Genomic DNA, 22,178 nt, shown 5'->3' with positions numbered 1-22,178 from the left:
AAACCACCACACTCCTGAAACAACGGAAGTAAAAGGGACAAAAACTTGGGATGACGCTAATAATCAAGATGGCAAACGTCCAGACAGCATCACAGTGAATCTGTTAGCGGATGGTGAACAAATCGCAACTAAAGCCGTCACTGAAAACGACGGGTGGAGCTATGAATTCCAGAATCTACCAAAATACAAAGACGGAAAAGAAATCGTTTATACAATTACTGAAAATGCCGTAGAAAATTATACAACCGAGATTGAAGGTTTCAATATTACAAATACGTATAATCCTGGTAAAATTAGTGGAACGGTGGTAAAACATTGGGAAGACAAAAATAACCAAGCTGGTATCCGTCCAGATAGTATCAAGATTCAATTGTATGCCAACGGAGAAAAACAAGGGCAGCCTGTTGAATTGACTGAAAAAGGAAATTGGATGTACTCTTGGAAAGAACTGGAAGCAAGAGATAAAGATGGAAAAGCCATCCAATATTCTATTAAAGAAGTAGATGTAGCTGATGGGTATACAGCAACGATTACAGGAGAAAATACGGGTAACTTGTTAATCACGAATACCCATACTTTTAATACTCCTAAAGAACCCAAAACACCTAGTGGATATAAAACAACAAATAACCCAAAAACACCTAGTGAAGCTAAAGCAACAAATCAACCTAAAACGCCAAGCGCACTTAAAAGATATTTACCAAAAACAGGTGAGCAAAGAGCTGTATGGATGATGGTAGCTGGTTTAATCGTTCTATTGACAATTAGCATGTATTATTTTTATCAAAAGAAAAAGATTCGAAAAGATCAATGATTAATTGGAAATAGAAGAATTAAAAAAATTCGTTTTTTGTAGAATAAATAGTCTCTTTGTCAATTGATTTTGGTGACGAGAAAACTTAGAATGATTAGGAGCGTGGGACAAAAGTATGATTTACTCTTGTTTCACGCTCCTAAATACGTATAAACGGCGGAATCAGAAGCAACTCCTTCGATAATAAGTTGAAATTCATAAAAAATTGAAAAAGCAATTTTCGTGAATCCCTTCTTATTTCTCAGAGTTAACCACTTCTATTCCAGCCTATTTTTTATGAGTAAAGCTTTTCTATGTCAAATCATGGTCTCTAATGTAAAATTATAAAAATTTCGGAATTCACAAGTATTTTTTTAAGCTTTCATGTGATTTAGATGTTCTAGAATGGACCATTAGAGTATCTATGAAGGAGGACGTTTTTTTTAGAAAAAACTTTTTAAAAGAAGTTCTGTTTCAAATGTTAAGGATCATTAGGTGTAGCTAAGTGGGAGTAATTCCTAGGTACTCAAAGTGTCTTTTCTATTCTTATTTCTCAATAAAAAAGCCGTCGGTGGGATCCACCAACATCAAAAAAATAAGAGCTGGATTCCCAGACTCTTTTTTTATACATTATCTTGTTAAATTACGTTGATAACTGATCAAAATGAGGACAGGATCAATTTCTTCTTTGGAAAGTTGTCTTCTCAACGATAACGAATTACTTCTTTCGGAATAAAAATACGGCTCTTGATCAAGATCGGTGATTGCAGTATCAGCAACTTGTCCGTAGCAAATCAAATAATGTTTCAATTTCTTTTCGTCTGAAGGCAATGGAAGACTAAATGTGATACGAGGGGTTCTAAGAAATTTTTTTTGTTCTTGGATTCTTCGGGTAAAGTAAGTGATCAATTCAATATCATGTTGCAGTAATGCCGCTTTCTCAAAATTCAATTGGGTAACAAAATGTTGTTGACGTTTCTTCAAATATTTTAACAATTTTTTATTCCGTCCTTGTAATAACCCTTGGATCTCTTTCTTTTTTTGTTCAAAGGTGAAATTCTGCATTTCAGGAAGTTGGATCTGTAAAGCTAAGTGAGTGATTTCAGGTAACCAAGGCATTTGGTAATTCTCTTCTATGATACGTAAGATCTCTGGCATTTTTTTATAAAGGCGAAAAGGCCCGTAAGTGCGAGAGGTTGGCGTGTTAGAAAGGGAAAAACCGTCATCATGAATATGTACGTAATTATAATTGTTAAAATAGTTCATTTGACGATTATAAAGTGGTCGATAATGTTGAATCAACTGACACTCTAACAATAGTGCATCTAATTCTGTATCCACGATGACCACATCAAAATCATCGATGGAACGAATCATTCGCAGAACTTTTTTCGTGTGTTGTTTATTTTGACGGAAATAAGAACTTACTCGATTTTTTAAATTTTTCGCTTTTCCTACATAAATGATTTCCCCTTTGATATTTTTCATCAAATAAACACCGGGCAGTAAGGGAAGATTTTTTACTTTTTCTTTTAAGTCCATACGTGCTCCTTTAGTACTTAGAGTCAGATGAATTATAACAGAAAAATCAAAATACACAACTCTGATCATGATTGATTGAATAATCCCTATCAGAATACTTTGATAATCAAAATATTTTCGCTATACATAAATTTTAATTTTTATATAGAAATAACTTGTATTAATAGCTTTTTCAAATGAAAAAAATATTAAAAAAATTTCATAATTTGAAAAAATCGTTTTTTTAGGTTGCATTTTTGAAAAAGTTAAGATATAGTTTGAACATCAAAAGATTTGATAATCAAACTAATTTAGTGGATGGTGGAACATGGAACCAGATTTTAAAACAGTAAACGATTATCTCGTGAGTGTCTTCAACGATATTTTGACGATCGAAGAATCTGAATTAAAGAAATCTCAATTTAATGATTTATCGATCACAGAGATGCATACAATCGAGGCAATCGGTATGTACAAGAAAAAAACGACTTCAGAAGTAGCCAAAGAACTGTCGATTACTGTTGGAACCTTGACCACTGCTATCAACAAGTTAGTAAGGAAAGGCTATGTTGAGCGGATTCGTAGTGAAGATGATCGACGCGTGGTAAAACTCGGTTTAACTAAAAAAGGAAAACTGTTATTCCGCGTACATCAACATTTTCATCGTGAAATGGTCAAAAACATTATGGATGGAATGGCTACTGAAGAACAACAAGCTTTGCTGGCCGCATTGAAAAACTTGCATGACTTCTTGCGAGATTACAAGTGAGGATGCTTAATGGAACAATTTGGAACGATTACAGCTACAGCAAGTGTCCTCCCAGAAAAGATTGTCACAAATGATGACCTTTCTAAAATGATGGACACTTCAGATGAATGGATTTCATCCAGAACAGGAATCAGACAAAGGCGCTGTGTGACAGACCAAGAGACCTCTGATCTGTGTTATATGGTCGCCACAAAGTTACTTGCGCAAAAGAATATAGAACCCCAGACAATTGACTTTATTATTGTGGCTACGATGTCGCCAGACTATACGACTCCATCAGTTGCAGTCCAGGTCCAAGGAAGATTAGGTGCATCGAAGGCCTTATCTTTTGATATTAGTGCCGCATGTTCAGGATTTGTGTATGCGTTGAGTGTAGCTGAAAAGTTGATACGGTGCGGATCAATGAGAGGTTTAGTCATTGGAGGAGAAACACTATCGAAGTTGATTAATTGGTCAGATCGAGCGACTGCTGTCTTGTTCGGGGATGGTGCCGGCGGTGTATTATTAGAAGCTGGTTCTCAGCGAAAGTTGTTAAGAGAACATCTGGCGGCAGACGGTACAAGGGGAAACTCTTTAACTGCTGGATATCATCCAAATCAGTCACCACTGTATACAGAAGATTCAGAAGGTTCTTACTATTTAAAGATGGTAGGGCGGGATATTTTTGACTTTGCTGTACGTGATGTGGCGTTGAACATCAAAGAAATCACAAAAGATGTATCCGTTGATTATTTACTTTTGCATCAAGCAAACCTAAGGATCATTGAAAAAATTGCTCGTAAAGTGAAGATTTCCCAAGAAAAATTTTTGACGAATATGGACAAATATGGGAATACATCCGCAGCCAGTATCCCTATTCTACTGGATGAAGCTGTTAGAGATGGAAAGATTATTTTAGGACAAAAACAGAAAATAGTATTTACAGGTTATGGTGGAGGATTAACATGGGGAAGTATTCTCATGAAACTATAAACTGATAAAAATTAAAAATATAAACTAGATATATTATCGGAGGAATAATCATATGGTATTCAAAAAAATTCAAGAAATTATCGCAGAAGAATTAGGAAAAGACACTGAAGAAATCAAATTAACGACAAACATCCAAGAAGATTTAGAAGCTGACAGCTTGGACTTATTCCAAATTATCAATGAAATCGAAGATGAATTTGATGTGAAGATCGAAACCGAAGATGGAATCAAGACGGTTCAAGATTTAGTCACATATGTTGAAAAACAAACTGCATAATCATCAAGATTAGGTTGGGGGCTGGGACATTTTCCTAAAAAGGAATGTCTTGGCCTTTTTTAAATCAGTTGAAGAAATTTATCAATTCTGAACATAACGGAGAAGAATATGAAAACTGCATTTTTATTTAGTGGGCAAGGCGCTCAGTACCAAGGAATGGGTCAGGAACTTTATCATGAACCCATTGTCAAACAGACATTTGACGAAGCAAGTGAGATTTTAGGTTATGATATGGCAACATTATGTTTTGTAGAAAATGATCAACTAAATCAAACACAGTATACACAACCCGCTATTTTAACCGTTAGTATCGCTTTTTATCGTTTGTTGAAAGAGCATGGGATCTCGCCAGCAGCTGTTTTAGGTCTAAGTTTAGGAGAATATTCAGCGTTAGTAGCAAGCGGTGCCCTTTCTTTTCCTGAAGCAGTGGCTTTAGTTGAAAAGAGAGGAAGATATATGACAGAAGCTGCTCCAGCTGGTAGCGGTAAAATGGTTGCCGTGATGAGTGCACCTGTTGCCGTCATTGAACAGTGTTGTAAAGAAGCTCAAGCATTTGGTATCGTCTCTCCCGCAAACTATAATACGCCACAGCAAATCGTCATCGGAGGCGACGAACGAGCAGTAGACGAAGCAGTCGCTTTATTAAAAGCACAAGGGATAAAAAGAATGATACCGCTGAATGTCAGTGGCCCCTTTCACACAGCTATATTAGAACCTGCTTCGAAGCAATTAGCAAAAGAGCTTTCAAAGCTTGTGTTCACTGAACCTATGATCCCTGTGATCAGCAATACGACGACAGAAATCATGACAAAAGAACGGATTCCAGTATTATTGGAACAACAAGTGATGAAGCCTGTTCGTTTTTATGAAGGAATTGAACGATTAAAAACATTAGGAATCGAACAAGTCGTAGAAGTAGGTCCAGGAAAAGTATTGAGTGGATTTATGAAGAAAATCGACAAAACGATCCCAGTTCTACGTGTAGAAAATCAACAAACATTTGATGAAACAATAGAAAAACTAACTTAGGAGGTATGTCATGGATGTAACTGGGAAAAATGTATTTATTACTGGTAGTACAAGAGGGATCGGAGAGGCGATTGCGATTGCATTTGCGAAGGCTGGTGCAAATATCATCCTAAATGGTCGTAAGGAGATTTCTCCTGAAAAAATCAATGCCATCAAAACATTTGGTGTAGAATGCGTAGGGATCTCAGGCGATATTTCTGATTATGAAAAAGCCGGAGAAATGATTAAAGAAGCAGAAACACATCTAGGTTCAGTCGATATCCTAGTGAATAATGCCGGAGTCACCAATGATAAACTTGTGCTACGGATGGATGCAGATGATTTCAAAAAATGCCTGGATATCAATTTAACAGGAACTTTTAATATGACACAGCATGTACTGAAAAAAATGATGAAGAAACGAGAAGGCGTGATCATCAATTTGTCCAGTGTTTCTGGATTAATCGGTAACTTGGGACAAGCAAATTATGCGGCGAGTAAAGCTGGTGTGGTGGGCTTCACGAAATCAGTGGCAAGAGAAGTTGCCACTAGAGGAATCACATGTAATGCGATTGCACCAGGTTTTATTACCACAGAGATGACGGATGTCTTATCAGAAAAGGTCAAAGAACAAGCAGAAAAACAAATTCCCATGCAACATTTTGGTCGAGTAGAAGACATCGCTGAAACTGCGCTTTTTTTAGCGAAGAGTTCATACATCACTGGACAAGTGATCAATGTTGATGGCGGATTAGTCATGCACGGATAGGGGAGGAAAACACAATGAATCGAGTAGTAATTACAGGCTATGGCGTTGCTTCGCCAATCGGCAATGATGCGGATAGTTTCTTAGAAAGTTTACAAGCTGGAACAAATGGAATCGGACCGATCACTAAATTTGATGCAACGGATACAGGGATTACATTAGCAGGTGAAGTCAAAGATTTTCCATTCGATAAATACTTTATCAAAAAAGACAGCAAACGGATGGATATGTTTTCTATTTATGGTATCTACGCAGCTTTAGAAGCAATGACGATGAGTGGGATTGAAAAAGAAAAAATCGATCAAGATCGTTTTGGAGTAATCGTCGGTTCTGGGATCGGTGGCTTGCCTACGATCGAAAATCAAGTCATTCGCTTACACGACAAAGGGGCAAAACGTGTATCACCAATGTTCGTGCCAATGGCAATTGCCAATATGGCTGCTGGTAACATTGCATTACGAGTGGGGGCGAAAGGAATCTGTACAGCAATCGTTACAGCTTGTGCCAGTGGAACGAATGCCATTGGAGAGGCTTTTCGTAACATTAAACATGGCTATTCAGATGTGATACTCGCTGGCGGAACAGAAGCAACTATCTGTGAGATGGGAATTGCAGGATTTGCAGCATTGACTGCTTTATCTGATGCAACAGATCCTAACCGTGGCTCTATTCCATTTGATGAAGCACGTAATGGTTTTGTGATGGGAGAAGGTGCGGGTGTCTTAGTACTTGAATCTTTGGAGCATGCCCAAGCAAGAGGTGCAAAAATCTATGGAGAAGTTGTTGGTTATGGCTCTAATTGTGATGCTTACCATATGACTGCACCAACACCAGATGGTTCAGGGGCTTCTAAAGCAATGAAATTAGCGATGGAAGAAGCAGGGATCCAGCCACAAGAAGTAGGTTACATCAATGCCCATGGGACAAGTACACCTGCAAATGATCAAGCAGAAGCGAAAGCCATCCAACTTGCCTTAGGTGAATCCTTTAAAGAAACCTATGTCAGTAGCACAAAATCAATGACAGGACATCTTTTAGGAGCAGCTGGTGGAATTGAAGCATTGGCTACGCTATTAGCTTTAGAACATCAGTTTATTCCACCAAATATCAATGTGGAGAAACAAGATCCGACAATTGATTTAAATGTTGTCATCAACGAAAGCAGACCTGCCAACTTGACTTATGCGATGAGTAATTCGTTAGGTTTTGGCGGCCATAATGCTGTTTTATGTATGAAACGCTGGGAGGAATAATGTTGCAAATCAATGAGATTAAAGAATTAGTCAGTCAGTTCGATCAATCGACTTTAACAGAGTTTGATCTACGAGATGGTCAGTTTGAATTATATATGAATAAAAATGAAACAAGCCGAGGAATGATCCACGAGTCACCGACTCAAGCAATTTCCGAATCACCAATAGAAGTAAAACAACCACAAGCAGCAGTAACAGAAGTGGCTCCTTTACAAACTGAAGTTGAAACAAAGGAGACCGTTGACGGTTTACAGATCAAATCACCGATTGTTGGAATTGTTTATCTACATCCTTCACCAGATAAGCCAGCTTTTAAAAAAGTTGGCGATCATGTAGCAAAAGGAGAGGTCATTTGTATCATTGAAGCAATGAAATTAATGAATGAAGTGACCAGTGAAGTGGATGGAGAAATCGTTTCGATCTTGATCGAGAATGAAGAAGTCGTAGAATATGGACAACCTCTCTTTATCATTCAACCAAAATAAGCTAAGGAGCGATATGTAAATGAATATTCAAGAAATCAAAAAGATTATCCCGCATCGTTATCCATTACTACTGATTGACCGTGTGGAAGAAATGGTGGCAGGGGAACGGATCATTGCAAAGAAAAATGTGACTATCAACGAACCCTTCTTTCAAGGACATTTTCCTGAAGAACCTGTTATGCCCGGAGTGTTGATCGTGGAAGCAATGGCTCAAGCAGGAGCAGTCGCTTTATTGTCATTAGAACAGTTCAAAGGACAAACAGCTTATTTTGGTGGATTAGATAAAGCTAAGTTTCGTCGAAAAGTCACACCAGGAGATACATTATACTTGGAAGTTGAGATTACTAAAATCAAATCTTCTGCAGGAATTGGCAAAGGAATTGCAAAAGTGGATGGCAAAAAAGTTGCCGAAGCGGAATTAACCTTTATGATTGGATAGGTGAGTTATGTTTTCAAAAGTTTTGATCGCTAATCGTGGCGAAATAGCGGTGCGGATCATCCGTGCCTGTCGAGAACTAGGAATCCAAACTGTTGCCGTATACTCTGAAGCTGATGAGGAGGCTTTGCATACTCAGTTGGCAGATGAGGCAATTTGTATCGGACCAGCTAAAGCAACGGATTCATATTTGAATGTCCAAGAAGTCCTTAGTGCAGCTATCGTGACAAAAGCTGAAGCGATTCACCCAGGATTTGGTTTTCTGTCTGAAAATAGTCGGTTTGCATCAATGTGTGAGGAATGTAATATTGTCTTTATTGGACCAAAAAGTGAAACAATCGATGCCATGGGAAATAAAATCAATGCCCGACAGTTGATGCAAGAAGCAGATGTGCCGGTGATTCCTGGAAGCGATGGGATGATTTCGACCGTAGAAGAAGCACTAGAAGTAGCTGAAAGTATCGGCTATCCTGTCATGCTGAAAGCAGCAGCAGGCGGTGGTGGTAAAGGGATTCGTAAAGTTTTATCGAAGGAAGAATTACCTCAACATTTTTCATCTGCACAACAAGAAGCAGCAGCAGCTTTCGGCAATGATCAAATGTATTTAGAAAAAATCATTTATCCAGCTAGACATATAGAAGTACAAGTTTTAGGAGATCGTTTTGGTCATGTCATCCATCTTGGAGAACGAGACTGCTCACTTCAAAGAAATAATCAAAAAGTATTGGAAGAATCACCATCAGTCGTGATTTCAGACGAAAAACGGAATATGTTAGGAGCAGCGGCTGTACGTGCAGCACAAGCGGTCAATTATGAAAATGCTGGAACCATTGAGTTTTTGATGGATGAATCGGGTCATTTCTACTTTATGGAAATGAACACACGTATCCAAGTGGAACATCCGGTAACTGAAATGGTCACAGGAATTGATTTGGTGAAAAAACAAATTGAGATTGCGGCAGGGGAACCTTTAGAAATCAAACAATCAGAAGTTGTATTTCAAGGTCATGCAATTGAATGTCGTATTAATGCAGAAAACCCTGCTTTTCACTTTGCACCATCACCAGGTACCATTCATAACTTACTTCTACCAGCCGGAGGGATGGGGCTACGAGTAGACAGTGCTGTTTATTCAGGCTATACGATACCACCTTATTATGATTCGATGATCGCAAAAGTGATCGTCCATGGGAATACACGTTTTGAAGCATTAATGAAAATGCAACGTGCATTGAGTGAGATCTTCACTGATGGTGTCATTACGAATGCAGAATTCCAAATGGATTTGATCAGTCATCCATCAGTTATTGCTGGGGACTACAGTACAGCATTCTTACAAGAAGAATTTTTACCAAATTGGACTCCCGAAACGGAGATATAGGAGACGAATAGATGGCTTTATTCAAGAAAAAAAAATACATTCGAATCAATCCTAATCGAGAAGCCAAGCCGGAAAATGCGCCGTCGATTCCCGATAATATGTGGGCGAAATGTCCAAATTGTAAACATACGATTTATACAAAAGACATTGGTGAAGAAAAAGTATGCCCACATTGCAGCTATAATTTTCGAATTGGTGCTTGGCAACGATTAGCGCTGATCATTGATGAGAAAAGTTTAGAAGAATGGGATACAGATCTAGTGACAGAAGATCCTTTAGATTTCCCTAAGTACCAAGAAAAAATAAAAAGTATGCAGGAAAAAACTGGACTGCACGAAGCAGTATTAACTGGAAAAGCAACGATTGAAGGATTGCCATTTGCAATCGGCGTGATGGATCCTAATTTCATCATGGGTAGTATGGGGACGATTGTTGGTGAAAAAATCACACGTCTATTTGAACGTGCCACAAAAGAAAATCTTCCAGTCGTGCTATTTACAGCATCTGGAGGCGCACGAATGCAAGAAGGGATTTTTTCTCTCATGCAAATGGCAAAAATCTCAGCAGCTGTCAAACGCCATAGCAACCGGCACTTGTTTTATTTAACGGTCTTAACAGATCCGACAACAGGTGGTGTGACCGCAAGTTTTGCTATGGAAGGAGATATTATCTTAGCCGAACCACAAAGTTTAATCGGATTTGCAGGACGACGAGTGATCGAACAAACGATCAAACAAGAATTACCAGATAATTTCCAAAAAGCAGAATTTTTATTGGAACATGGTTTTGTAGATAAGATCGTTCCTAGAAAAGAATTAAAAGCAACCATCCATCAACTTCTTGAATGGCATACGCAGAAAGGTTGGGTCGAACGTGAATAAAACAGCTCATGAAATCGTCCAACTGGCACGAGCAAAAGATCGTTGGACGAGTCTCGATTTTTTTGAATCGATTTTCGAAGGATTTCAAGAATTCCATGGGGATCGGTTATTTGGAGATGATGAAGCAATCGTTGGCGGTGTGGCGACATTAGCTGGCAAGCCAGTAACGGTGATTGGTATTCAAAAAGGACGAGATTTACCAGAAAATATACGTAGAAATTTTGGTTCTCCTCATCCAGAAGGTTATCGTAAAGCCTTGCGCTTAATGAAGCAAGCAGAAAAGTTCAACCGTCCAGTAATCACGTTGATCAACACAGCAGGAGCCTATTGCGGTGTTGGCGCAGAAGAGCGTGGGGAAGGTGAAGCAATTGCTCGAAATCTTTTAGAAATGTCAGATTTGACAGTACCGATCATTGCAATCATCATCGGTGAAGGAGGCAGCGGAGGCGCACTTGCTTTAGCTTTGGCGGATGAAGTCTGGATGTTAGAACAGACGATCTATGCAGTCCTATCCCCAGAAGGTTTTGCATCGATTCTTTGGAAAGATGGCAGTCGAGCAGCAGAGGCAGCTGAGTTGATGAAAGTTGCTGCAGCGGATTTACTGTCATTAAATGTCATTGACCGTGTCATACCGGAAACATTTAATGGTGAAGTGATCAGTAAAGAAAAAGTCAGTCGCATGATGCAAAAAGCGTTGATTGAAAAACTAACAGAACTTTGCCAGTATTCAACAGAAGAATTAATTGAGCGACGTTATCAACGATTTCGGAAGTTTTAAAAAAATAGGTAGAAGGCTCCTAACCTTTATAGGTGAGTGATGAATACCATTATTTTTAGCTACGGTGAATGATTTACTTGAGTACTAGTTTAAAAAATAGAATTTATAGCCCATTTATTTTCATTGAGAAAGAGGAAGTGACTGCAGTCGCTCCTCTTTTTTTCATTTTATTATTAATCGATTGATATAAATATTCTTATTCTATTCTTTATATTCATTATTTATAAATTATTACTGGTTATTTTAAATAAATATACAAAAATATCTTTTTTTTTGAAAATTTCATGCTATAATAACTTAACCGAAAAATGGATAAGGGGAGAGAAAATGAAAAAAATTGTAGGAATTATTTCACTTATTATTATGAGTTTTGTATTAGGGGCATGTGGGAGCAATAATGAAACCAAAGCTGCAACGGATGAATTAGCAACAATCAAGGAGCGTGGAGTATTAAAAGTGGCAACTTCTGCTGATTATGCTCCTTTTGAATTTCATACGATGGTTGATGGTAAAGATAAAATCGTTGGTTCGGATATTGATTTAGCTAAAGAAATCGCGAATCAACTTGGGGTGGATTTAGAGATTTCAGATATGAGTTTTAATACTGTCCTAGCATCATTAAAGGAAGGAAAAGTTGATATGGCTATATCAGCCATATCAGCAACGGATGAACGTAAGACTCAATTTGATTTTACAGATAATTATTACAATCCGCCTCAAGTGATCATGATCAACAAAAAAAATAAAGAAAAATATACTAGTGTTGAAGCCTTAGCAAGAAAAAGTATCGGCGCACAAAAAGGTTCTATTCAAGAAGCAGTTATCACAGACCAACTCAAAGAGGCAAAACTAGTTTCGATTGATAAAGTCCCAAATATGGTCATTGAAACCAAGCAAGGTTCACTTGATGGATTAGTGGTAGAGCAGACGATCGCTGAATCATATATTGCACAAAATCCTGAACTGATGATTGCGGAAATCCCATTGAAACAATCATCAGATGAAGCTTTTGCGATTGCTTTACCGAAAGGCAGTACAACGGTACAAAAAGAATTGAATCAGCTGATTCAAACATTAGGTGATGAAGGAAAAATCGATGGATTTATCAAAAAAAATCATGAATTGGCTGAACAAAAAGCCGCAGAATAGAGGGAAATAATAATGAATTTTTCATTTTTAGACAAGTATTTACCATATTTTCTTTCAGGTGCGGTAGTGACGATCTTCATTTCTATTCTTACCGTTTTCTTAGGTACAATGATTGGTTTATTGATGGCTTTAATGAAACAATCAAAATCCAAACCATTGAATTGGATAGCGAACATCTATATTGAAGTATTAAGAGGTACGCCAATGTTATTACAAATCATGATTGGTTTCTTGATGTTACAACCTTTTTTTTCAGCTCACGATATTGCTATCGGAATCTTGACAATCGATTTAGGTCGGTTAATTCCAGGGATCATCGTCTTATCATTGAACTCTGGTGCCTATGTCGCGGAAATCATTCGTGGGGGAATCACGGCTGTGAATTATGGACAGACAGAAGCTTCTTATTCACTAGGGCTACGTCCTACTCAAGCCATGCGTTACGTCATTTTTCCTCAAGCATTAAGAAATTGCCTACCACCACTTGGCAACGAATTTGTCACATTAATCAAAGACTCTTCTTTGTTGACGGTGATCGGGATCAATGAATTGATGGGTGCTTCACAAATCGTGATCTCGAATTCCTATATCCCTTTGGAACCTTATTTTATCGCTGCAGCTTTATATTTTATCATGACGTTTATAACATCAAGATTGTTGAACCAATGGGAAAAGAAATTAGGAAAAGGGTATCAAAGATAGGGGATTAGAAATAAATGAAAGAATCATTGATCAAAATCAAACATTTAAGTAAATCGTTTGCCGAAACAAAGGTACTCAAAGATATCTCAGCTACGATTCATGCTGGGGAAGTCGTGGTGATCCTAGGGCCATCTGGTTCGGGAAAAAGTACCTTGCTACGGTGTTTAAACTTATTAGAAATACCTACTTCAGGATCGATAGAATTTGAAGGGATAGATATCACAGATAAGAAAAATGATATCTTTAAAACAAGAGAAAAAATGGGCATGGTATTCCAACAGTTTAATTTGTTTCCAAATATGACGGTCTTAGAAAATATCACTTTATCTCCTATCAAAGTGAAAAAAATGCCTAAAAAGGAAGCAGAACTTATTGCACGCAACCTATTAAAAAAAGTAGGTTTGTCTAATAAAGAGCAAGATTATCCACAGTCATTATCTGGTGGGCAACAACAAAGGATCGCGATTGCTCGCGCACTAGCGATGCAACCCGATGTGATGCTCTTTGATGAACCAACTTCGGCACTTGATCCAGAAATGGTAGGGGAAGTATTATCTGTCATGTTAGAATTAGCAAAAGAAGGGATGACCATGATCATTGTGACGCATGAAATAGGCTTTGCTAAAGAAGTAGGCGATCGGATCCTCTTTATGGATGATGGAAAAATCATCGAAGAAGGGACACCCAGAGAAGTATTTCAAGAGACTGTAAACTCACGAACTATCGATTTTTTAGCAAAAGTCCTTTGATGACTGTAAGTGTTTCATTAAAAAAGGACATACTTGGAAAGATTTTTTTCAAGTGTGTTTTTTTTATATATAGAAAAGCATTTGAAGATGTTTCGTGTATAGTGGTAGTTTTTTTTGAAAATATACAGTATAATATGGGGTTGAGGAGTACTTAACGTGCTCCTTCATTTTTTGCAGATGAGGAGAAAAAATGTTTTTAAACTATAAACCTACATGGATGGTCGAAGCCGTCTATAAAATTACCCCTGCACAACTAAAGAAGTTAGGGATCAAAGCAGTATTGACTGATCTTGATAATACATTGATTGCCTGGAACAATCCTGACGGAACGGAAGAATTGTTCAGCTGGATTTTAGAGATGCGAAATGCTGGTATACCTGTTGTTGTCGTATCGAACAATAATTCAAAAAGGGTAGCTCGCGCAGTTGAAAAATTTGATCTTTTATATGTGTCAAGAGCCATGAAGCCTTTGGCAATTGGACTGAACAAGGCCAAGAAAAAACTAGGCTTTTCCAGTGATGAAATCATCATGGTAGGCGATCAGATCATGACAGATATTCGTAGTGCTAACCGCGCAGGTATCCGAAGTGTCCTAGTCAAGCCAATTGTTGAAACTGACAGTTGGAAGACAAGATTCAACCGGTTTTGGGAACGAAAGATCATGGCTTATTTATTAAAGAAATATCCTGATATGGAATGGCGAGGTGGAATCGAATGAACGAAGAATTACAATGTATCGGCTGTGGCGCTATTATTCAGACAGACCAGCCGAATGAATTAGGGTATACACCAAAAGCGGCACTTGAAAAAGGACTAGCTTCTGGAGAAGTCTATTGTCAACGCTGTTTTCGATTAAGACACTATAATGAAATCCAAGATGTTTCATTGACAGATGATGATTTTTTACGTTTGTTAAATGAATTAGGGCAAAAGGATGCCTTGATCGTAAATGTTGTCGATATTTTTGACTTCAATGGTTCATTGATTCCAGGATTGCATCGATTTGTCGGCAATAATCCGGTACTTTTAGTCGGAAATAAAGTCGATATCTTGCCGAAATCATTGAAAAAATCTAAAATGATCCAATGGATGAAGGAACGTGCACATGAAGCTGGCTTAAGACCAGTAGATGTGATGTTAACTAGTGCGAAAAAATCTGATGAGATGACGGCTTTGTTAAAAACGATTGAACATTATCGTGAAGGCCGAGACGTTTATATCGTTGGGGTGACCAACGTAGGTAAATCTACATTGATCAATCAAATCATCAAAAACACAGCAGGGATTCAGGATGTCATCACGACTTCACAATTCCCAGGTACTACACTAGATAAAATCGAAATCCCTCTAGATGATGGTCATTTCTTGATCGATACTCCCGGAATCATTCACCGACATCAGATGGCTCATTATTTAGGGAAAAAAGATTTGCGGATCATTGCACCAACGAAAGAGATCAAGCCTAAAGTTTATCAATTGAATGAAGGTCAAACACTATTTTTAGGTGGACTAGCACGCTTTGATTTTATTAGCGGTGCGCGTAGTTCATTTATTGCCTATGTGTCCAACGATCTTTTATTGCATCGCACGAAATTGGCTAACGCTGATGATTTTTATAAAAAGCATGTCGGTGGATTATTACAACCACCTCGTCCAAATGAAGTCAATGACTTCCCAGAACTTGCTCGTTTTGAATTTTCTATAAAAGAAAAAACAGATATTGTTTTTGCTGGATTAGGTTGGATCACGATTACTGAACCAGCAGTCGTGGCAGGATGGGCGCCAAAAGGTGTACATGTGATAAAAAGAAAAGCACTGATTTAAGGAAGAAGGAAAACTATGAGTTTAAGAGGAAAACAAAAACGTTTTTTACGTAGTCAAGCCCACCATTTACAACCAATTTTTCAGATTGGAAAAGGCGGCATGAATGAAGCAATGCTTGTTCAGATTGAAGAAGCGTTAGAAAAAAGAGAATTGATCAAAATTTCATTGCTTCAAAATACCGATGAAGTTGCTGAAGAAGTAGCACAGGTTCTTGAAAAAGAAATCGACTGTGAAGTCGTTCAAATTATTGGCCGTGTTCTTGTTGTGTATAAAGCTTCTTCGAAAGAAAAATACCAACGGATTTCTAAAGATTTTAATTCAATCTAAGGAGTGACGAAGATGAAATCGCAAGCACAATCCTATGTTCGATCCCAAGTGTTCCCCAAAGAAATGCCTCACCTTTTTGAAAAACGAAAGCAAGTGGGGATCTTAGGAGGAACGTTTAATCCAGTACATTTAGCTCATTTAATCATCGCCGAACAAGCTGGACAGAATTTAGGACTTGATCATGTCTGTTTAATGCCCTCTTATCAACCCCCGCACGTGGATGAGAAGCAGACGATCTCAGCTTCACATCGTTTAAACATGCTTGAACTTGCGATCGAGGACAATCCTTTTTTGAAAATCGAAACGATTGAATTAGAACGCGGAGGAAAAAGCTACACGTATGATACGATGAAAGCTTTGATTCAAAATAATCCAGATACCGATTATTACTTTATCCTTGGCGGTGATATGGTGGATTATCTACCAAAATGGTATAAAATCGATGAATTAGCTACAATGGTCAACTTTGTTGGGATTCGTCGCCGTGGATATGACGTAGCGACTCCTTATCCTGTCATTTGGGTAGATGTACCAGAAATGGACATCAGTTCAACAAAGATCCGTCAAAAGATTCAACAAGGTTGTTCTGTTCGTTATCTTATCCCTGATAAAGTAATGGAGTATATTCAGAAAGAAGGCTTGTATCAACATGAACTATAGTAAAGCTTATACTGCCTATTCTAGGGAAATCTTGATGCAAAAAATTCAAATGAGAATGAGTGAACGAAGATTTACTCATGTACTTGGTGTAGAGAAAATGGCTGTTGCATTAGCTGAAAAGTATAGTTGCTCTCCTGAAAAAGCTAGTATTGCCGCACTCACTCATGACTACGCAAAAGAACGACCAGATGAGGAATTTATTCTTGTCATCAAACGGGATCATTTTGATCCAGCACTGTTAGAGTATGGCAATGCCATTTGGCACGGCATCATTGGCGCTACATTTGTTGAACGAGAATTAGGGATCACGGATGAGGAAATTCTTCAAGCCATTCGTGTCCATACAACAGGAGCGGCTGAAATGACTTTATTAGACAAAATTATTTATGTGGCAGATTACATCGAACCAGGACGTACTTTTCCAGGCGTACAAGCGGCCCGTGAAATTGCGATGGTCGATCTAGATGAAGCCGTGGCTTTTGAAACAAAGCATACTTTGGCTCATTTAATTGAGCAGGAGCAAAAAATTTATCCAAAAACAATCGAAACATATAATCGTTGGGTGGCAAAATAGCCAACCACATAGGAGGAAACCATCATCGATAGTAAAGAACAATTAAAGATTGCTGTAGAAGCAGCAGATTCAAAACGTGGTGAAGATATTCTTGCATTAGATGTTCGTAAAGTCTCTTTATTAGCAGATTATTTTATGATCTGCTCTGCCAATAGTGAACGTCAGATCCAAGCAATTACTGAAGAAATCATTGAGAAGCAAGAAGAAAACAACTATGAAGTGAAACGGATCGAAGGAAAAGAAGGTGGAAAATGGATCCTGATCGATCTTGGCGATGTCATTGTCCATGTTTTCCATACGCCTGAACGCAGCTTTTATAACTTAGAGAAACTATGGTCGGATGCACCATTGGTCGATCTAAGTGAATGGTTAGATTAAAATGGCGTACGAAACGTTTGCTTTTATTTATGATGAAGTTATGGATGAAAGCTTGTATGAACAATGGTTGGATTTTTCCAAAAGACATTTACCAGAAACAACGAAGAATATCCTTGAATTAGCCTGTGGAACTGGCGCTTTAGCCGTTGCATTCGCTAAGGATGGCTATCAAGTCACTGGTCTTGATCTTTCAGAAGAAATGTTGATGATTGCTAGTCAACGAGCTTATGAAGAGGAAGTATCCATCCAGTTCGTTGAAGGAAATATGCTAGATCTCTCAGAAAGTGGTCAATACCAAGCAATCACCTGTTTTTCTGATTCATTATGTTATATGCAAAATGATCAGGAAGTGCAACAAGTATTTGACGAGGTTTATCAAGCACTTGAAGATGAAGGTCGATTTTTATTTGATGTACATTCTGTTTATCAAATCGATCAAGTATTTCCTGAATACAGCTACCATTATCAAGGTGAAAGCTTTGCTTTTTTATGGGATAGTTACGCAGGAAAAGAAAAACATAGTATTGAACATTACTTAACGTTTTTCGTTGAATCTCAAGAAGATTCTGGGACATTTATTCGTGAGGACGAGTTGCATCAGGAACGTACTTATCCTTTAGAAACATATCTAAGAATGTTGGAAAACAGTGGCTTTGCCAAAGTAGAAGTGTTCGCTGACTTTACGGATCAAGAACCAAATGAAGAAACAACACGTTGGTTTTTTGTTGCATATAAAGAAGAAAAGGACATTTGAGTCACTGACTTATGCATGAAACTACAACCTCAAAAATAAGCCGAAGAATCTTGAGAATAGGATAAGCTATTTTCGGATGATCCGGCTTATTTTTTGAAAATGCCGATAGAGCTGTATCTTCATAGGAAAGATGGAAATGTGAAAGTTTGCATACCTTTCTTTTTTAGTTCTAAATAGGCAATATTTATTAGAAGATTGGAGGAAAATCATATGAAAGCTTGTGGTATCGTTGTCGAGTATAATCCATTTCATAATGGTCATCTTTATCATGCACAAAAAGCCCGAGAACAAACTGGAGCAGATGTGGTGATTGCTGTGATGAGTGGGAATTTTTTACAAAGAGGAGAACCAGCGATCCTTGATAAGTGGCAAAGAACACAAGCCGCCATCCATAATGGAATCGATCTTGTCGTGGAGTTACCTGTAGAGTGGGCGGTCCAATCGGCTGACTATTTTGCAAAAGGAGCGATTCGCATCTTACAAAAACTTGATTGTGACTACATATGTTTTGGTACAGAAGATACCGAATCATTTGATTATGAATCCTTTGGTCAGTTCGTTCATACTCATCAGTCAGAAATTACACAGGCGTTCCAGCAATTGTCTAATCAAGCCATCAGTTATCCGCAAAAAATGACGAAAGTGTTTCAGCAGTTATATCCAGCAATCACTTTAGATTATTCCTCGCCTAATCATATTTTAGGATTGAGTTATGCAAAAGAAAATGCTACTTATGAACAGCCAATGAAAATCGTTCCAATAAAACGTAAAGTTGCTGACTATCACGATGAAAACCTATCTGGACAAAACATTGCTAGCGCTACAGCCATCCGTAAAGCTTTACTGGAAAAGCGTGGAATCAATGAAGTTGTTCCTTTACAAACGGCATTTTTTTTAGAAAACGAACGTCTGCAAACGTGGGATGATTATTGGCCATTTTTGCAGTACCGATTACTTTCTTCGACAACCACCTCGTTGAAGACAATCTATCAGATGACCGAAGGAATCGAAACTAGAATGCAAAAAGCAGCAAAAGAAGTTAAGAGTTTTTCAGAATTTGTCGCTTTGGTCAAAACAAAGCGCTATACGTGGACTAGAATCCAACGTTTATCTTGCTATGTCTTGCTGAATATCGAAGAACAAGAGATGATCGAACAACAAAATCAAGAATATCTCCATATTCTTGGATTTACAAAAGCAGGACGTGAATATTTAAAAAGTAAAAAGAAAAATACGATTTATGCGAAAATCGGAAAAAAAGAAGCAGAAGTTGCTAAACTGCTTGTTCGCAGTGATCAGATTTATCAGCTGGGTGGTTCTATCCCCGAACAAGTTTTTGGTAGAAAGCCATGCACTGAATAGAAGAGACAAAAAGAAAAAAAGCTTCACATAACTAAGAATCACAAGTATAATGAAACAGGACGTTTTTGTGTGATCCCGCACGAATCAAAGAGTATCTATAAAATCAGAAAGCGAAGTGAAACTATGGGACGTAAATGGGCAAATATCGTAGCTAAAAAAACAGCTAAAGATGCAAACAACAGCCGAGTTTATGCAAAATTCGGAATTGAGATCTATGCAGCAGCAAAATCAGGTGACCCAGACCCACATGCTAACCAAAAACTACGTTTCGTCATTGACCGCGCTAAAACATATAATGTACCTAAACACATCATCGACCGTGCGATTGAAAAAGCAAAAGGAGCTGGCGATGAAACTTATTCAGAATTACGTTATGAAGGGTTTGGTCCAAGTGGATCCATGGTCATTGTTGATACTTTGACGAATAACGTAAACCGAACAGCAGCGGATGTACGTGCAGCTTTTGGTAAAAATGGTGGGAATATGGGTGTTTCTGGAGCAGTTTCTTACATGTTCGATAATACAGCTATTTTTGGTTTCAATGGGGAAGACGCAGACGAGATTTTAGAATATTTGATGGAAAAAGAAATCGATGTTCGTGATGTCATGGAAGAAGACGGACAAATCATCGTGTATGGAGAAGTGCCTGATTTCCATAGTATTCAAGAAGCATTAAAAGAAAAAGGGATCACTGATTTTTCAATTGCTGAAATTCAAATGATTCCTCAAAACGAAGTGGCATTGTCACCAGAAGATCAAGAACAATTTGAAAAAATGATTGATGCTTTAGAAGATCTGGAAGATGTACAACATGTCTTCCATAATGTAGCGTTAGAAGATTAAACGAAAAAATAGTGTGAATGTTGCGCGATTCAAGCAAAAAATTGCTCGAATATCGTATAATAAAGTTTGAGCGTGGGACAAAAGTGTCATTTACTTTTATTCCACGCTCTAAATACATATAAAAGGCGGGAGCAGAAGCATCTCCTTCGGAAATAAGCCGAAAGTCACAAAAGTTTGAAAAGCAATTTTCGTGACTTTCTTCTTATTTTTTTGAGTTAGACGCTTCTGTCCCGTCCTCTTTTTATCACTTAATTAGTGCAAAGAAAAAATTTCTAGGTTATTTTTTGATAAAATTTGATTTATCTTATTATTATCTTTTTGACTATTACATAATCACTTTTATTAAGATGAAAAATCAAGCTATTTATAAATCGGTGTATCAATAAGCTATTGATTGTGTTTCTTTCTGTATTAGAAAAATATTGAAAATAGAATAACGATTAATTTAATCATTCTTCTAATTTTTTTGTGATTTCTTTTTAATTCTATTTCAACCTGTGTTATTATTGAATTATCAGAAATTTGATAGAATAACGCATAGTAATTTGAATGTAGGCGGGGAAAGAATATGGAAGCAAAAATTAATCTAGAGCCTTTCGAACGTATTCTAAGCGGTTACCAAAAAATTGAGGAGCTAGCGGTCAATATCGCAGACTGCTCAAAATTGGCAAAGAAATATGCACCATTTGGTGTTGAAGGATATCGTTTAGGAAATTATATAGGTACGGGCTATTTGAATCGTTATCTAGAATGTATGGTCGATCGAGCGCCCATGCTGATTTATAAAAAAAAATATTTAATTCCATTACTTTTTCGACGTTCTGATTCAGCCTTTCAGTTGTTTGAGGAAGATTACCGAATGGAAGCTTTCTTTTTGTTGCTAGAATGGAGCTTAAAGCATCAGCCGGAAAAAATACTGATCGATAAAAGCAAAAATTCAGATTCTAAAAGAGAAAAAGTCGTTGATAGTGCTTATCTTGCCTTTCGAGTGTCAGAAATTTTGGATAGTGGTGGCTATCCCATCAGTAATTTCCAAACCATTGAACAGTTTATGGATTGGAATCGTATTTATCGACTGATTGACAATGGAGGGATCGGACGCCATAGTAAAGTGTTTGATCCAGAATATCCAGAAAATATAGAAGAATTGCGAATGATTCTCTCACTTGTGAAATTAAAGTATCCCTCTACTGAATTAGCTATTTGATACGAAAAAATAAAATATCACGTAAAAGAGGCTAGGACAGAAGTGGTTAACTCCAAGAAATAAGAAGGAATTCACGAAAATTGCTTTTCAAATTTTTGTGAATTTCAGCTTATTATCGAAGGGGTTGTTTCTGATTCCACCGTTTATACGTACTTAGAGCGTGAAACAAGAGTAAATCATACTTTTGTTTCACGCTCTTTCCTACGATTAGTCAAGAGAAATTTATAAATCAAATGATTTATTTTTGATCTAGAATCAGAAGAAGAAAATGAAGGTATACGAAATAAACCAAGGAATAAGAAAATTTTTTTACTTAGTCTGTGCTATAA

26 protein-coding genes are annotated in these 22,178 nt (G+C 37.5%); 25 read left to right on the top strand and 1 reads right to left on the bottom strand.

Annotated features, from left to right (window positions below; all coding sequences use genetic code 11):
• A partial coding sequence (locus tag A5844_RS14000) for a Cna B-type domain-containing protein (protein ID WP_179190595.1) occupies positions 1-814 on the top strand: 814 nt, incomplete at its 5' end.
• 609 nt (positions 815-1,423) lie between these two features.
• Here the strand turns inward: A5844_RS14000 and A5844_RS11355 are convergent.
• On the bottom strand, positions 1,424-2,335 hold the full coding sequence (locus A5844_RS11355) for a GIY-YIG nuclease family protein (RefSeq protein WP_086285305.1): 912 nt from the start codon (positions 2,333-2,335) through the stop codon (positions 1,424-1,426).
• Between the two features lie 307 nt (positions 2,336-2,642).
• Between A5844_RS11355 and fabT the strand changes: the two genes are divergently transcribed.
• The 24 genes from fabT to A5844_RS11235 all read left to right on the top strand — a co-directional run bounded on the left by fabT (position 2,643) and on the right by A5844_RS11235 (position 21,849).
• Positions 2,643-3,083, top strand: a complete 441-nt coding sequence (fabT, locus tag A5844_RS11350) for a fatty acid biosynthesis transcriptional regulator FabT (RefSeq protein WP_086285304.1) — start codon at positions 2,643-2,645, stop codon at positions 3,081-3,083.
• A 9-nt stretch (positions 3,084-3,092) separates the two neighbouring features.
• On the top strand, positions 3,093-4,055 hold the full coding sequence (locus A5844_RS11345; protein ID WP_086285303.1) for a beta-ketoacyl-ACP synthase III: 963 nt from the start codon (positions 3,093-3,095) through the stop codon (positions 4,053-4,055).
• Between the two features lie 52 nt (positions 4,056-4,107).
• The gene (locus tag A5844_RS11340) at positions 4,108-4,332 is read left to right on the top strand and encodes an acyl carrier protein (protein ID WP_086285302.1); all 225 of its coding nucleotides are present in this window, start codon (positions 4,108-4,110) and stop codon (positions 4,330-4,332) included.
• 108 nt (positions 4,333-4,440) lie between these two features.
• Positions 4,441-5,361, top strand: a complete 921-nt coding sequence (gene fabD, locus A5844_RS11335) for an ACP S-malonyltransferase (protein WP_086285301.1) — start codon at positions 4,441-4,443, stop codon at positions 5,359-5,361.
• 10 nt (positions 5,362-5,371) lie between these two features.
• The gene (gene fabG / locus A5844_RS11330; RefSeq protein WP_086285300.1) at positions 5,372-6,109 is read left to right on the top strand and encodes a 3-oxoacyl-[acyl-carrier-protein] reductase; all 738 of its coding nucleotides are present in this window, start codon (positions 5,372-5,374) and stop codon (positions 6,107-6,109) included.
• Positions 6,110-6,123: 14 nt separating this feature from the next.
• Entirely contained in the window at positions 6,124-7,359 is a 1,236-nt protein-coding gene (gene fabF / locus A5844_RS11325) for a beta-ketoacyl-ACP synthase II (RefSeq protein ID WP_086285299.1), read from the top strand.
• Positions 7,360-7,361: 2 nt separating this feature from the next.
• Positions 7,362-7,844, top strand: coding sequence for an acetyl-CoA carboxylase biotin carboxyl carrier protein (gene accB / locus A5844_RS11320; protein ID WP_306297853.1), 483 nt, complete (start codon positions 7,362-7,364; stop codon positions 7,842-7,844).
• A gap of 19 nt (positions 7,845-7,863) precedes the next feature.
• Entirely contained in the window at positions 7,864-8,283 is a 420-nt protein-coding gene (fabZ, locus tag A5844_RS11315) for a 3-hydroxyacyl-ACP dehydratase FabZ (RefSeq protein ID WP_086285297.1), read from the top strand.
• Between the two features lie 7 nt (positions 8,284-8,290).
• Positions 8,291-9,661, top strand: a complete 1,371-nt coding sequence (locus tag A5844_RS11310; RefSeq protein WP_086285296.1) for an acetyl-CoA carboxylase biotin carboxylase subunit — start codon at positions 8,291-8,293, stop codon at positions 9,659-9,661.
• Positions 9,662-9,672: 11 nt separating this feature from the next.
• On the top strand, positions 9,673-10,542 hold the full coding sequence (gene accD / locus A5844_RS11305) for an acetyl-CoA carboxylase, carboxyltransferase subunit beta (RefSeq protein WP_086285295.1): 870 nt from the start codon (positions 9,673-9,675) through the stop codon (positions 10,540-10,542).
• A complete protein-coding gene (locus A5844_RS11300; RefSeq protein ID WP_086285294.1) occupies positions 10,535-11,320 on the top strand; it encodes an acetyl-CoA carboxylase carboxyl transferase subunit alpha in 786 nt (261 codons plus the stop codon). Before accD ends, A5844_RS11300 begins: the two co-directional genes overlap by 8 nt.
• 327 nt (positions 11,321-11,647) lie before the next feature.
• Entirely contained in the window at positions 11,648-12,469 is an 822-nt protein-coding gene (locus A5844_RS11295) for a transporter substrate-binding domain-containing protein (protein ID WP_086285293.1), read from the top strand.
• A gap of 12 nt (positions 12,470-12,481) precedes the next feature.
• Positions 12,482-13,171 (top strand): amino acid ABC transporter permease, encoded by a 690-nt coding sequence (locus A5844_RS11290; protein ID WP_086285292.1) that lies wholly within the window; start codon positions 12,482-12,484, stop codon positions 13,169-13,171.
• Positions 13,172-13,185: 14 nt separating this feature from the next.
• Complete coding sequence (locus A5844_RS11285; protein ID WP_086285291.1) at positions 13,186-13,920, top strand: amino acid ABC transporter ATP-binding protein; 735 nt, start codon at positions 13,186-13,188, stop codon at positions 13,918-13,920.
• 190 nt (positions 13,921-14,110) lie between these two features.
• Positions 14,111-14,638, top strand: a complete 528-nt coding sequence (locus A5844_RS11280; protein WP_086285290.1) for a YqeG family HAD IIIA-type phosphatase — start codon at positions 14,111-14,113, stop codon at positions 14,636-14,638.
• Positions 14,635-15,744, top strand: a complete 1,110-nt coding sequence (yqeH, locus tag A5844_RS11275) for a ribosome biogenesis GTPase YqeH (RefSeq protein WP_086285289.1) — start codon at positions 14,635-14,637, stop codon at positions 15,742-15,744. The genes A5844_RS11280 and yqeH overlap by 4 nt, the downstream gene beginning before the upstream one ends.
• 15 nt (positions 15,745-15,759) lie before the next feature.
• A complete protein-coding gene (yhbY, locus tag A5844_RS11270) occupies positions 15,760-16,071 on the top strand; it encodes a ribosome assembly RNA-binding protein YhbY (RefSeq protein WP_086285288.1) in 312 nt (103 codons plus the stop codon).
• Between the two features lie 12 nt (positions 16,072-16,083).
• Positions 16,084-16,731, top strand: a complete 648-nt coding sequence (locus A5844_RS11265; protein WP_086285287.1) for a nicotinate-nucleotide adenylyltransferase — start codon at positions 16,084-16,086, stop codon at positions 16,729-16,731.
• The gene (gene yqeK / locus A5844_RS11260) at positions 16,721-17,305 is read left to right on the top strand and encodes a bis(5'-nucleosyl)-tetraphosphatase (symmetrical) YqeK (protein ID WP_086285286.1); all 585 of its coding nucleotides are present in this window, start codon (positions 16,721-16,723) and stop codon (positions 17,303-17,305) included. Before A5844_RS11265 ends, yqeK begins: the two co-directional genes overlap by 11 nt.
• Positions 17,306-17,329: 24 nt before the next feature.
• Positions 17,330-17,683, top strand: a complete 354-nt coding sequence (gene rsfS, locus A5844_RS11255; protein WP_306297852.1) for a ribosome silencing factor — start codon at positions 17,330-17,332, stop codon at positions 17,681-17,683.
• Position 17,684: 1 nt separating this feature from the next.
• Positions 17,685-18,437, top strand: coding sequence for a class I SAM-dependent DNA methyltransferase (locus A5844_RS11250; protein WP_086285284.1), 753 nt, complete (start codon positions 17,685-17,687; stop codon positions 18,435-18,437).
• 210 nt (positions 18,438-18,647) lie between these two features.
• Positions 18,648-19,799: a nucleotidyltransferase gene (locus A5844_RS11245; RefSeq protein ID WP_086285283.1), complete on the top strand. Its 1,152-nt coding sequence runs from the start codon at positions 18,648-18,650 to the stop codon at positions 19,797-19,799.
• Between the two features lie 123 nt (positions 19,800-19,922).
• A complete protein-coding gene (locus A5844_RS11240; protein ID WP_086285498.1) occupies positions 19,923-20,642 on the top strand; it encodes a YebC/PmpR family DNA-binding transcriptional regulator in 720 nt (239 codons plus the stop codon).
• Between the two features lie 568 nt (positions 20,643-21,210).
• On the top strand, positions 21,211-21,849 hold the full coding sequence (locus tag A5844_RS11235) for a hypothetical protein (protein WP_086285282.1): 639 nt from the start codon (positions 21,211-21,213) through the stop codon (positions 21,847-21,849).
• The last annotated feature ends 329 nt before the right edge of the window (positions 21,850-22,178 follow it).

It is taken from the genome of Candidatus Enterococcus wittei (assembly GCF_002140175.1).
In the GTDB taxonomy this organism is placed as follows: domain Bacteria; phylum Bacillota; class Bacilli; order Lactobacillales; family Enterococcaceae; genus Enterococcus_B; species Enterococcus_B wittei.
Note: the sequence above shows the minus strand (reverse complement) of the source record. Positions and strands in the feature narration are given on the sequence as shown.

Coding starts and splice junctions, on each gene's coding strand:
- yqeK (WP_086285286.1), top strand. CDS start 16,721: ATGAACTATAGTAAAGCTTATACTGCCTATTCTAGGGAAATCTTGATG.
- A5844_RS11340 (WP_086285302.1), top strand. CDS start 4,108: ATGGTATTCAAAAAAATTCAAGAAATTATCGCAGAAGAATTAGGAAAA.
- fabF (WP_086285299.1), top strand. CDS start 6,124: ATGAATCGAGTAGTAATTACAGGCTATGGCGTTGCTTCGCCAATCGGC.
- A5844_RS11235 (WP_086285282.1), top strand. CDS start 21,211: ATGGAAGCAAAAATTAATCTAGAGCCTTTCGAACGTATTCTAAGCGGT.
- A5844_RS11290 (WP_086285292.1), top strand. CDS start 12,482: ATGAATTTTTCATTTTTAGACAAGTATTTACCATATTTTCTTTCAGGT.
- A5844_RS11265 (WP_086285287.1), top strand. CDS start 16,084: ATGAAATCGCAAGCACAATCCTATGTTCGATCCCAAGTGTTCCCCAAA.
- fabD (WP_086285301.1), top strand. CDS start 4,441: ATGAAAACTGCATTTTTATTTAGTGGGCAAGGCGCTCAGTACCAAGGA.
- A5844_RS11295 (WP_086285293.1), top strand. CDS start 11,648: ATGAAAAAAATTGTAGGAATTATTTCACTTATTATTATGAGTTTTGTA.
- fabG (WP_086285300.1), top strand. CDS start 5,372: ATGGATGTAACTGGGAAAAATGTATTTATTACTGGTAGTACAAGAGGG.
- A5844_RS11245 (WP_086285283.1), top strand. CDS start 18,648: ATGAAAGCTTGTGGTATCGTTGTCGAGTATAATCCATTTCATAATGGT.
- A5844_RS11285 (WP_086285291.1), top strand. CDS start 13,186: ATGAAAGAATCATTGATCAAAATCAAACATTTAAGTAAATCGTTTGCC.
- A5844_RS11310 (WP_086285296.1), top strand. CDS start 8,291: ATGTTTTCAAAAGTTTTGATCGCTAATCGTGGCGAAATAGCGGTGCGG.
- A5844_RS11355 (WP_086285305.1), bottom strand. CDS start 2,335: ATGGACTTAAAAGAAAAAGTAAAAAATCTTCCCTTACTGCCCGGTGTT.
- A5844_RS11240 (WP_086285498.1), top strand. CDS start 19,923: ATGGGACGTAAATGGGCAAATATCGTAGCTAAAAAAACAGCTAAAGAT.
- yqeH (WP_086285289.1), top strand. CDS start 14,635: ATGAACGAAGAATTACAATGTATCGGCTGTGGCGCTATTATTCAGACA.
- A5844_RS11250 (WP_086285284.1), top strand. CDS start 17,685: ATGGCGTACGAAACGTTTGCTTTTATTTATGATGAAGTTATGGATGAA.
- A5844_RS11280 (WP_086285290.1), top strand. CDS start 14,111: ATGTTTTTAAACTATAAACCTACATGGATGGTCGAAGCCGTCTATAAA.
- A5844_RS11345 (WP_086285303.1), top strand. CDS start 3,093: ATGGAACAATTTGGAACGATTACAGCTACAGCAAGTGTCCTCCCAGAA.
- accD (WP_086285295.1), top strand. CDS start 9,673: ATGGCTTTATTCAAGAAAAAAAAATACATTCGAATCAATCCTAATCGA.
- fabZ (WP_086285297.1), top strand. CDS start 7,864: ATGAATATTCAAGAAATCAAAAAGATTATCCCGCATCGTTATCCATTA.
- yhbY (WP_086285288.1), top strand. CDS start 15,760: ATGAGTTTAAGAGGAAAACAAAAACGTTTTTTACGTAGTCAAGCCCAC.
- fabT (WP_086285304.1), top strand. CDS start 2,643: ATGGAACCAGATTTTAAAACAGTAAACGATTATCTCGTGAGTGTCTTC.